Origin of the sequence: Lederbergia panacisoli, assembly GCF_024626525.1 — a bacterium.
GTDB lineage: Bacteria > Bacillota > Bacilli > Bacillales > Bacillaceae_C > Lederbergia > Lederbergia panacisoli.
In genome coordinates this window covers 576,572-587,836 of the sequence record NZ_JANJGU010000001.1, presented here as the reverse complement: position 1 = coordinate 587,836, position 11,265 = coordinate 576,572, and the positions used below count along the sequence as shown (strand labels likewise).

Below are 11,265 nucleotides of genomic sequence, written 5' to 3'. Positions count from 1 at the left end.
TTCAACAAAGTACATAGAAAATTGAATGAAATGGATTAGTTGGAACGCCGTATGCGGTGAAAGTCGCACGTACGGTGTGAACAGGGGGAAAAGGGAGCGATAACTTCAAACCCTTACCTATCTGTATCAAGATGCAATGATAGCTGCAGAATTTGGATGCACAAGCTGTTGTACATATGTTCTTCCCGCTACTGATTATAATGCTGCGCATTTTATGGCTTTAGCGACAAAACGCTTAAGATTATGTGCGCAAATATTAAAAGAATATGGTATTAATCTTGGTTTGGAATTTGTCGGGCCACATCATTTAAGAACTGCTTGGGAAAATCCTTTTATATGGGAAATGCAAGATACTCTTGATTGGATTGACGCAATCGGTGAGTCTAATGTTGGTCTATTATTGGATAGTTACCATTGGTATACAATTGGTGGCACAATCGAGGACTTGCTTGCTTTGCGTCCAGAACAAATTACTCATGTTCATTTAAATGATGCAAAAGATGTCCCTGTTGAAGAAGTACTCGATAATGATCGCCTGATCCCGGGTGAAGGTGTCATTGATTTAGCAGGATTTTTAAGAGCTTTACATCAAATCGGATACAAGGGTTCAGTCGCACAGGAAATTTTAACGAAAGAACCACTGACAGAATCTGCAAAAGCATTAGCTGAAAAATCAGGTAAAGCGTATGCAAAAGTATATGCTGCTGCAGATTTACAATAGTAACAGAAAAAAGAGGAGGCTGTTCAAGATGAGCAGCCTCTTTGTCATTAATAAAAGTCCTTATTCAAAATATGTTGAAATTTTGCTGAAAAAAGGAGACAATGCAATAAAAGGATATAGGGAGTTGCTGATAATGATGGATGAAAAACAGCTCCTGCAGCATAATGAGAAAATTGTTGCGGAGTTAGAAAAAGATCTCCGTTACATTTCGGCTATCATTAAACAAAAGGGCCGTGAATTACTAACAGATTTTTCTATCACTCCTCCTCAGTTTGTTGCCCTTCAATGGCTTTTTGAAGAAGGCGATATGACAATTGGAGATTTATCCAATAAAATGTATCTTGCATGCAGCACGACTACTGATTTAATTGATAGAATGGAAAAAAAAGAATTAGTCATGCGTGTAAGGGATCCAAAAGATCGCAGGGTTGTAAGGATACATTTATTAGATAAGGGCGAAAAAATAATTGATGAAGTAATAAAAAAACGCCAAGTATATTTGCAAGATGTATTGAATGACTTTACTGCAGATGAAGTACTGACGTTAAAAGACAATTTATCACGATTGCACAAAGTAATGCGGAAAGATTAAACCTTACTACTAGAAGAGGCGGGAAATTTGGAACAGGCAATTGGAGTTATCGATTCTGGAGTAGGCGGCCTAACCGTCGCAAAAGAAATAATGAGGCAAATGCCAAATGAAATCATTTATTATGTAGGGGATACAGCGCGTTGTCCATATGGCCCGCGTCCTGTGAATGAAGTGAGGAAATTCACCTTACAGATGGCAGGATTTTTAATAAAACGTGATATTAAAATGCTCGTAATTGCCTGCAACACAGCTACTGCGGTTGTATTGGAAGAATTAAAAACGATGCTTGATATCCCTGTTGTCGGTGTTATAGCGCCTGGCTCAAGGGCAGCATTAAAAGTAACAGAAAATAAAAAAATTGGCATACTTGGGACAATCGGAACAATTAAAAGTGAAGCATATGCCCGGGAAATGAAAATGATCAACCACCGAGTGAAAGTGCTACAACTAGCTTGCCCTAAATTTGTCCCAATTGTAGAAAGCTTTGAATATCAAAGCAACGTAGCTAAAAGAGTTGTAGCGGAGACGTTGACACCTTTAGTGGGAAGTGGAATTGATACTCTCGTTCTTGGGTGTACACATTATCCACTTCTTGGTCCAATCATTGAAAACGTAATGGGACCAACTGTAAAAGTAATTAGTTCTGGTGAAGAGACAGCCCAAGAAGTAAGTACAATATTAGACTATAAAAACTTATTAAATACTTCACCAGAAAAGCCTAAGCATTGTTTTTTCACTACAGGTTCAAGAAAAATCTTTAAGCGAATTGCATGTGATTGGTTAAATGAAGATGACTTGCACATTGAATTTGCCAAACTCGCAAACCAAGAAAAAGAATTATTTTAATTGTTAAGTACAGCTCGCAAGTTGAGCTGTTTTTTTATAGCTATAAATCTCGGAGGTGAGATAGATGGAAGGTCCAAACGAAAATAAATATGATCATGTTGACAGCGATTTAACAGAAGATATTGATCCTGAGGAAATGTATGTCCTCGTCAAAGAAGCACAAGCCGAGGCACTTGCAAAGGCAGCAAATGACAGAGACAATCCACTGCCAAAACGCGATAGGCCAAAATGGATATTTTGGCTTATTGCCGTCATATTCTTATTTAGTTCTTTTTCATTTTTCTTTGAAATTTATTCAATTCCAGCAATTGAGTTTTTAAAAACCTCTGCGCGATTATCAGCGGATAAAAATATTCAATTATATAAAAAGTCAGTTGTTACGATTGCAACAGAAGATAGCAAAGGTACTGGTTTTTCAATATCGAGTGATGGAAAAATCTTAACTAATTACCACGTTATAGAGGGAAATAAGCGAGTTACAGTGGCATTTCCAGAAGCCGGATTATTCGTAGCCGATGTGATTGATACATACCCTGAAGTTGACCTTGCCTTATTAGAAATAAACAGAGATAACATACCATTTTTAAATATGGAAGACGAACCGATTATTACAAAAGATGAAAGGATTTATTTCATTGGCAATCCCCTTCGTTTTCATGGAATAGTAAATGAAGGAACAATCATAGACTACACTCAGCTAACCGATTGGGAAGATGACGTCGTGATGATAAAAGCACCTGTTTATAGGGGGAATAGCGGAAGTCCTGTGCTCAATGAAGATGGACAAGTTATAGGAGTCATTTTTGCGACGATGAAGCACAAGGAATATGGTAAGGTTGGTCTATTTATACCAATTCAAGTATTTTTAAATAAATAGAATAAGTAAGTCTTTTTACCTGGTCGATTTTGTCGAATTTTGAGAATGAATGTTCGCTTTGTAATCATAATGAAACAATATTGGTAGAGGATTGTAATGTCTAATTGGCGAAAAATGTTGTTATAATTTATATAGACATAAGATATTGTAGTGTTTTAAAAAAAAATACTATATTACATAAATAGATTCGAAATGGGAGTTTATTACTAATAGGGGGAAACGATCTGTGAAAAATAGATTTATAGCTTCAATTTTTGCGATTGTCCTTGGTGCAAGTGTATTATTTACCACTTCTCCAAGTATTACAGCTTTTGCCACTGAAAATATTGATCAAGAGATAATGGAAAAACAACAAGAAATTAACGATATTCAACAACAAGAGATAGAAATGAAGGAAACGCTAGGTAAATTAGATGCTCAAGTAAATCAAACGAATACAAAGATAGCATCAACTAAAAAAGATATATCTAAAACCAAAAAAGAAGCAAAGCAATTAGAAACAGATATTAAAGAATTGGAAAAGCGAATGCAAGCACGTATTGAGCTATTAAAAAAACGTGCACGCAGCATTCAGACAAGTGGTGGGGCTACGAGCTATTTAGAAGTACTTTTAAGTGCTGAAAGTTTTAGAGACTTTGTCGATCGCGCATTTATTTTAAACACTATTTTTTCCGCAGATAAAAACATTTTGCAAGAACAGGAAGTAGATAAAGCAGAGCTTGAAAAATCCGAGGTAGATTTGAAAGTAAAGCTGGATAAAGTTCAAAATGAATTAAAAAAAGTGGAAGAATTAAAAGTACAGCTTACTTATCAAATCAATGACAAAAATAGTCTGCTTGCCTCTATGGAAGAGCAACGGAATGAAGCGAGTGTGCAATTAAAAGATTTGGAAAAACAAAAAGCTATATTAATAGAAAAAGCGAAGGCTGAGGAAAGAAGAAAAGCAATTGAAGAAGCTCAGAAAGCTGAAAGAATTGCAATTGAAAAAGAAACGGCTACAGAAGAACCAAGTAAAAACAATGAAAAAACTGAGAAGAAGGAAGAGACACCTACATCTTCTGAAGGAAATACAGAAGAAAAAACGGAGCCATCCGCTCCTTCAAAAAGTAAGAAAGAAGATAAAGCTGAACCGGTCGCTCCTAAGAAGCCAGCTGCCAGTCATAATTCATCCGCCATTGAAAAGGCTATTCAAGTGGGGTCAACCATGGTTGGGAGATCTTCTTATGGTTGGGGAGCAATAGATGTTAAAAATAGAAGATTTGATTGTTCAGGTTTTGTTCACTGGGCATATTCTTCAGCAGGTGTGAATATTGGCCGCTCAACAGCTGTGTTAGCCGGTCAAGGAAAGAAAGTTAGTGCTTCAGAGATGAAAAGGGGAGATTTGATCTTCTTTAATACGTATAAAACAAATGGGCATGTTGGGATCTATTTAGGCAACGGAACATTCTTAAACAGTAACAGTTCCCATGGTGTATCAGTAGATTCATTGAGTAATACGTATTGGAAAGGCGCATTTAAAGGACATGTCAGACGTGTTGTAAATTAATAAATTATGAAGGAAGAAGGTGGGAGAGCTACACCTTCTTTTTTTGCGCTTTCGAATAAAACTTTTAGCTAGGCGGTCTATTCCTAAGACATAGCTCGTATATATGTACAAACTGTCTTAGGAGGGGTTACTAAATGTCAATAAGGGCGAAATTAGCCTTAACAACAGCTGCAGTAATGGCGGTGAGCATATTTTTATCGGGCTGCGGTCTCTTCGGGAAAGAGAAAGAAAGTCTTGATCCGCCAAAAGATGTTACTTATTTAAAAGAAGGTGAAGCTCTTGATGCTTCTCCTGATGCAGAGACGGCCGCAGAAGAAAAAGAAGATGTAGTGATGAGAGATATTTACCTGATCGACAAAAATGGATTTGTGGTAGCACAATCTTTGCCGCTTCCAAAAACGGAAAGTGTTGCAAAACAAGCTCTTGAGTATCTTGTAGCAGATGGTAAAGTAGCCGAAATTTTACCGAATGGCTTTCGAACTGTCCTTCCAGCTGGAACTGAATTTGACGTAGACGTAGATGAAGGGAAGGCTACCGTTGATTTTTCTGAGGAGTTCACAACGTATAATCCAGACGATGAGAAAAGGATACTTCAAGCCATCACTTGGACATTGACCCAATTTGACTCGGTCGATAAAGTAGAGCTTCGAGTAAATGGCTACCCGCTTACAGAAATGCCAGCTAATGGTACACCAATCAACAATGAAGGTTTGACTCGAGCAGATGGGATTAATACGGAATTTACGAATGTTGCGGATATTACGAACACTCGTCCAGTTACAGTCTATTACTTAACTCAAGTCAGCGAAGATTTCTATTATGTCCCAGTCACACGCAGAGTTTCAAATACAGAAAAAGATGATGTGGCAGCTGTCATTAATCAGCTTGTTGAAGGTCCCGGCATGTTAACAGCCCTCGAAACTGGATTAGTTGATGATGTTAAACTCATGGATGAGCCAAAAATTGAAGACCATGTAGTCACCCTTAATTTTAATGAAGCTATACTTGGAAATAGCGAAAGTAAAACAATTTCGGATGAAACTCTACGTTCGATAGTACTATCACTAACTGAACAAACTGGCATTGAAAGTGTTAAGGTGATGGTGAATGGAAGCAGTGATGTAATGAATGAACAAGGTGAATCACTTACAGAACCAGTTACAAGACCAGAAAAAGTTAATACAGGTAGGTTTTAAAAGGGGAAATTTGATATACTATATAATAAAAAGTAGAGGTTGGCCATTTAGCCGCCTCTTTTGTTGTTTTTTAAAAGTACTGTATACAGCAGCTGAATATTTTTTCGGAAATTAAAGGAGGAAGTTTTTTGCGATCAGATGGACGTAGTTCTAATCAATTAAGAAACGTAAAAATTGAAACTGATTATCTTATACATCCCGAAGGATCTGTATTGATTTCGGTAGGAGACACAAAGGTAATTTGTACTGCAAGTATCGAAGAAAGAGTACCCCCATTTATGCGTGGTGAGGGAAAAGGGTGGATTACAGCCGAATATTCCATGCTTCCACGCGCAACAGGGACTAGGAATATACGGGAGTCTTCAAAAGGAAAAGTTTCTGGCCGTACGATGGAAATACAACGCCTTATCGGAAGGGCACTCAGGTCTGTTGTTGATCTAGAATCGATTGGAGAAAGGACCGTTTGGGTCGATTGTGATGTTATACAGGCTGACGGGGGAACACGTACTGCTTCCATTACAGGTGCTTTTGTTGCAGTAACAATTGCCTTGAATAAATTGAGAGTAGAGAAAAAACTAGCAAAACTTCCTATCCTTGATTTTCTAGCGGCAACAAGTGTTGGAATTCATGAAAATGATGGAGTTATTTTAGACTTAAATTATGCGGAAGATAGTACAGCAATGGTCGATATGAATATCGTCATGACAGGTGCCGGGGAATTTGTGGAGTTACAAGGAACGGGAGAGGAAGCTACTTTCACCGCATCCCAGCTCCAAGAAATGCTAGCTGTTGCAGATGCAGGGTTGAAAGAACTGATGAATATCCAAAGAATAGCACTTGGGGATATTGCAACCTTTATAAAAAGTGAAGCAGGGAGAAATACAAAATGAAAAGGCAAGTGTTAATCGCCACGAAAAACAGGGGAAAAGCGAGGGAATTTGAAGCATTATTTTCGGCATTTGACGTAGAAATATTAACCTTGCTTGATCTTAATGATTCACCAGATGTGGATGAGACTGGAAGTACCTTCGAAGAAAATGCAACGATTAAGGCGGAAGCCATATCAAATATGACGGGTAAAATCGTGATTGCCGACGATTCCGGTCTGGTTATTGATGAACTCGATGGAAGACCTGGCATTTTTTCAGCAAGATATGCCGGGGAAGATAAAAATGATGAAGCAAATATTGATAAGGTTTTATTTGAAATGAAGGATGTTCCGGAAGAAAAAAGGACCGCAAGATTTTATTGTGCGTTAGCTATTGCCGGCCCTTATATAAAGACAATTGTTGTAAATGGAAAATGTGAAGGTATGATTTTAAACGAAAGACAAGGGGAAAATGGATTTGGCTACGACCCGATTTTTTATGTAGTAGATGCCGGTAAATCAATGGCAGAGATGTCATCAAATGAGAAAAATAAGATTAGCCACCGGGCAGAGGCTTTAAATAATTTAAAGCCTTTAATTAAAGAGCTATTTTAAAAGGAGAGGACCTTGGTGAAATTACTTATTGTCAGTGATAGCCATGGGAATAGAGCAATTTTAAAAAATATTAAAACTACATACCATAATCAAGTCGATGCAATGATTCATTGTGGAGATTCAGAGCTTTCTGCAAGTGATCCTGTCCTGAAAGGATTTTCGGTTGTGCGCGGTAATTGTGATATGGATTCAAAATTTCCTAATGAACTTATTATAGAACTTAGTGAATCAATCATTTTGGTTGTCCATGGACATTTACACAGAATTAAGTCTTCGCTACTGCCGATCTCTTATCGAGCAAAAGAAGTTGGAGCCGATTTTGTATTTTTTGGTCACTCTCATTTGCTTGGAGCAGAAATGATTGATGGAACAGTATTTTTGAATCCCGGAAGTATTTTGCTTCCACGCGGCGGCAACGAAAAAACGTATGCTCTTATCACAAAAGATGATTCAAGCATTACAATTCAATATTTTAATGATCAACATCAGGAATTAACAGAACTTAAAACTTTCTATCAATAAAAAAAGGAGATATGCAAGAATTTTGTATATCTCCTCTTAATTAAATTAAACATCCGCTGCACAGCGAAAGCCCATATTTCCGGTAGAGCTGTCAGGGGTATTGGAGCTTCTTGCTGCAACTCTATACCGGTTGCAATATGATTTATGGCATAAATAAGAGCCGCCTCTGACTGATTTATTCGTCCCTGTTTTGGGTCCGGTTGGATTAACCGTCACATCGCTCTTGTGGTAATCCGGACTGAACCAATCTTCACACCATTCCCATACATTTCCTGCGACATTATAAAGTCCAAAACCATTTGGAAGATATGTATCAACTGGGCATGTCCCGATATAACCATCACGTTTCGTGTTCTTGACCGGGAATTCACCTTGCCAAATATTGCACTGATGTTTTCCGTTGACAATTAAGTCGTCGCCCCAAGGGTATTTCTTTTGTTCCAATCCACCACGTGCCGCATATTCCCATTCTGCTTCTGTCGGCAGTCGTTTTCCGCTCCATTTACAAAAAGCCATTGCATCATTCCAACTAACATGAATGACTGGGTGATTTAATCGATCCCGGGTGCTAGAACCAGGGCCCTCAGGTTGTTTCCAATATGCTCCTTTGACGGCAACCCACCATGGTACAGCAGCAACTCGCTGAGGATTGTTTTTTAGTGTTTCTTTTGAACAAAAAAGATGAAAAACATAAGACCAACCAAAATGTTCTGCCTCGGTAATATAATTTGTTTCATCTACAAATTGTTTAAACTGTTCATTCGTAACTGCGTATTTATCGATATAAAAAGAATCAACCGTTACTTTTCTAATGGGACCTTCTCCATCAGCAGGAAAGCCATCGGAATCATTCGTTCCCATAAGAAATTCTCCACCTTTAATAAGGATCATATCTTTCTTTGAAAAAGAAGAATTCAATTTTTCTAAATTCTCAGTATGAATTTTGATTTCATTTGAACTTCTTGATACAGAACAGCAGGATTTCATACAAATTCTCCTCCATGGATAAAATTAACGTTCTGAAAAAAATGAGTTAAAGAGAAGCGCTGCAGCACCAATCGGAACGGCGTCTTCCTTTAAAGCCCCTTTGCTAAAGAAAATGGCATTTTCATGCGTATTAAACATATATTTTTTTGCCGTCTTAACTATTTTTTCATAATATGGTGGATAATCATAGATAAGGGGTCCATTGAATAAAACATGATCAGGATGCATAAAGTTGATCATATTCGCAACACCTATTCCGTAATAATAAGCGGAATCCATTATAACGCTCTCAACTATTTCATCGCCTAATTTTATCGCGTGAATCAAATGTTCAAAAGTGAGATTTTCAGATTGCGATAATACCGAATTTCCCCCAGCAGCGATATGCTCATTTATTTGTTTTTTCATAGATTCAAGGGATGTATATGCAAGTAAACAACCTTTTCTGCCGCAAATACATTTTCTGCCACCAATATCAACAATCATATGGCCAAAGGAACTTGCAACACCAGTTTTATTTTGTACAGCTTGTCCATTGACAAGCATTCCGCATCGTAAACCAACACCGCTAATACAATATAAGATATCTTGGCCCTTAACAGATAAATGTTTGTTTTCACCGAAAGCTGCTGTATTTGCTCCGTTTTCAAGCAACACTTTTACCGTAAATTCTTTTTCTAATAAAGGGACGATTGGCACATGACTCCAGCCATCACTAGGAAAAGAATCTGGATTCAAGATCATCCCTTGTTTCCGCTCTAATGGTCCTACGGAACCGATGCCAATTCCAATTAAATCATCTATTTTTAATTTGTGAATTTGCATATGCTTTTTTACCGTATTAATCATTTTCTCAATCACTATTTCTGGCGAATGAGTCTTTGTCATGGGGAAAGAAAATTTATCTATAATCGATAATTTTAAATCTAGCAATGCAATCGTGGTGTGGGTTCTTGAAAGATCGATTCCAAATAGATAGCCACGATTATGTACGATTTCGTATAAGACAGGCGGCCTTCCTCCACTTGATATTCCTAGTCCACTTTCAAAGATAAAATGATGCGATAAAAGTTCGTCAATAATCCTGACCAAAGTCGTATGCTTAAGGTTGGTCATCATTTGTATATCTACTTTAGATATAGGCCCGTGCTCATAAATAAGATAGTATACCTTTTTAAGAGATTGATATTTTGTCGAATCTTCAATAAGAAATTCATTTATCTGCAAAAGAATCACCTTCTAATATTAATCTAAGTAAAGAATATGATACCAGCAATTCCGGAAATAAAAAGGACAAGAATTGGATTCATTTTTAGACGAATTAATGCAAATAAAGATAAACTGAAAATCGCAAAAAGAGTAATCGTATGAACGGAAATAGCGCCAATGACATTGTTTGAAATCGCAAAACGGATAGCAGCATATAAAATAAGTCCTGTAATAATGGGACGTAATCCATAAAAAGCAGACTTAACTAATTTATGTTCATGCATCTGATAGAAAAACATTGCTATAATCAAGATAATAATGATTGAGGGAAGCACAGAGCCTAAAGTAGAAAAAATTGCTCCAGCTAACCCAGCCGTGTTATATCCAACGAATACGGCACTATTCGTTGCGATTGGCCCCGGGGACATGCTAGCGACTGCGATGACATCTGTAAATTCCTGTGTAGTCATCCACCCGTGTTTACTGACGACTTCCGCCTCTATGACGGGAATCATCGCATATCCCCCTCCAAAGGAGACGAAGCCAATCTTTAAAAATGTTAAAAATAAATCTATTAGGATCAATGATGACACCCCTTGGAGTTATTTAGGTAGAAAAATATTTTTTACTTTGGCCTCATCTTCTTTTTCTAGTTTAGTCGCAAATCCTAATTTATTTTTAACTTTTACGAGGATAATGCCTATAAAAAGGCCAATTAAAATAATGAAAGCGGGGTGAATATTTAAATAAAACAAGGCTGCAATAGTCAAGGCAGCTGTAACAATAGAAGTTTTATCATAAAGAGCTGTTTTTCCAATTTTATACGCTGCAAAAGCTATCAATGCAACAATAGCTGGACGAATTCCTTGAAAGGCTGCATCAATAATGGGATTCTCTCTAACATAAATAAAGGTAATGCTTAATATAATAACAATCAAAAAGGTAGGGAGAAGGATTCCTAAAAGCGCCGCAAAAGCCCCTTTAATTTTTGCAATACGATAACCAATAAAAACAGCGGAATTAATAGCGATTGCACCGGGGGCTGAACCCGCAATGGCGAATATATCAGCGACATCCTTGCTTTGTATCCAGTTTTTTTTAGTGACAACCTCTCTTTCGATCATCGGAATCATTGCATAACCGCCGCCGAAAGTAATAGGTCCGATTTTTAAAAATGTCAAAAAGATTTGCAAGACTAATTTCCAGTTTGGACTCATATGTCTATCACCTTATGTTTTTTCATTAGTTATATATTAACACACTTTTGTCCATTTTGGTAAAAAGTA

Annotated in this window: 12 protein-coding genes and 1 pseudogene; 9 read left to right on the top strand and 4 right to left on the bottom strand. The window is 37.3% G+C overall.

The features are described 5' to 3' along the window. Positions 1-112: 112 nt before the first annotated feature. The 9 genes and pseudogenes from NQ185_RS02925 to NQ185_RS02885 all read left to right on the top strand — a co-directional run. A pseudogene (locus tag NQ185_RS02925) lies at positions 113-721 on the top strand (sugar phosphate isomerase/epimerase family protein); the annotation flags it as partial. Between the two features lie 136 nt (positions 722-857). Continuing rightward, complete coding sequence (locus NQ185_RS02920; RefSeq protein WP_373370767.1) at positions 858-1,313, top strand: MarR family winged helix-turn-helix transcriptional regulator; 456 nt, start codon at positions 858-860, stop codon at positions 1,311-1,313. 27 nt (positions 1,314-1,340) lie between these two features. Beyond that, positions 1,341-2,159, top strand: coding sequence for a glutamate racemase (racE, locus tag NQ185_RS02915; RefSeq protein WP_257580025.1), 819 nt, complete (start codon positions 1,341-1,343; stop codon positions 2,157-2,159). Between the two features lie 64 nt (positions 2,160-2,223). Then, a complete protein-coding gene (locus NQ185_RS02910; RefSeq protein ID WP_257580024.1) occupies positions 2,224-3,036 on the top strand; it encodes a S1 family peptidase in 813 nt (270 codons plus the stop codon). A 226-nt stretch (positions 3,037-3,262) separates the two neighbouring features. Continuing rightward, a complete protein-coding gene (locus NQ185_RS02905) occupies positions 3,263-4,582 on the top strand; it encodes a C40 family peptidase (RefSeq protein WP_257580023.1) in 1,320 nt (439 codons plus the stop codon). Between the two features lie 134 nt (positions 4,583-4,716). After that, the gene (locus NQ185_RS02900; protein WP_257580022.1) at positions 4,717-5,778 is read left to right on the top strand and encodes a GerMN domain-containing protein; all 1,062 of its coding nucleotides are present in this window, start codon (positions 4,717-4,719) and stop codon (positions 5,776-5,778) included. A gap of 128 nt (positions 5,779-5,906) precedes the next feature. Beyond that, a complete protein-coding gene (rph, locus tag NQ185_RS02895; protein ID WP_257580021.1) occupies positions 5,907-6,668 on the top strand; it encodes a ribonuclease PH in 762 nt (253 codons plus the stop codon). Beyond that, on the top strand, positions 6,665-7,261 hold the full coding sequence (locus NQ185_RS02890) for an XTP/dITP diphosphatase (protein ID WP_257580020.1): 597 nt from the start codon (positions 6,665-6,667) through the stop codon (positions 7,259-7,261). The genes rph and NQ185_RS02890 overlap by 4 nt, the downstream gene beginning before the upstream one ends. A gap of 15 nt (positions 7,262-7,276) precedes the next feature. Next, positions 7,277-7,783: a metallophosphoesterase gene (locus NQ185_RS02885; RefSeq protein ID WP_257580019.1), complete on the top strand. Its 507-nt coding sequence runs from the start codon at positions 7,277-7,279 to the stop codon at positions 7,781-7,783. Positions 7,784-7,828: 45 nt separating this feature from the next. Here NQ185_RS02885 and NQ185_RS02880 read toward each other — a convergent pair whose 3' ends face one another. Genes NQ185_RS02880 through NQ185_RS02865 form a run of 4 tightly spaced genes read right to left on the bottom strand, consistent with a single transcriptional unit; the run spans position 7,829 to position 11,196 of the window. Then, positions 7,829-8,770, bottom strand: a complete 942-nt coding sequence (locus NQ185_RS02880; RefSeq protein ID WP_257580018.1) for a formylglycine-generating enzyme family protein — start codon at positions 8,768-8,770, stop codon at positions 7,829-7,831. Between the two features lie 24 nt (positions 8,771-8,794). Beyond that, positions 8,795-9,997: an ROK family transcriptional regulator gene (locus NQ185_RS02875; RefSeq protein WP_257580017.1), complete on the bottom strand. Its 1,203-nt coding sequence runs from the start codon at positions 9,995-9,997 to the stop codon at positions 8,795-8,797. A 23-nt stretch (positions 9,998-10,020) separates the two neighbouring features. Continuing rightward, positions 10,021-10,572: a chromate transporter gene (locus NQ185_RS02870; protein ID WP_308784462.1), complete on the bottom strand. Its 552-nt coding sequence runs from the start codon at positions 10,570-10,572 to the stop codon at positions 10,021-10,023. Positions 10,573-10,581: 9 nt separating this feature from the next. Next, on the bottom strand, positions 10,582-11,196 hold the full coding sequence (locus NQ185_RS02865) for a chromate transporter (RefSeq protein WP_257580015.1): 615 nt from the start codon (positions 11,194-11,196) through the stop codon (positions 10,582-10,584). Between the last annotated feature and the right edge of the window lie 69 nt (positions 11,197-11,265).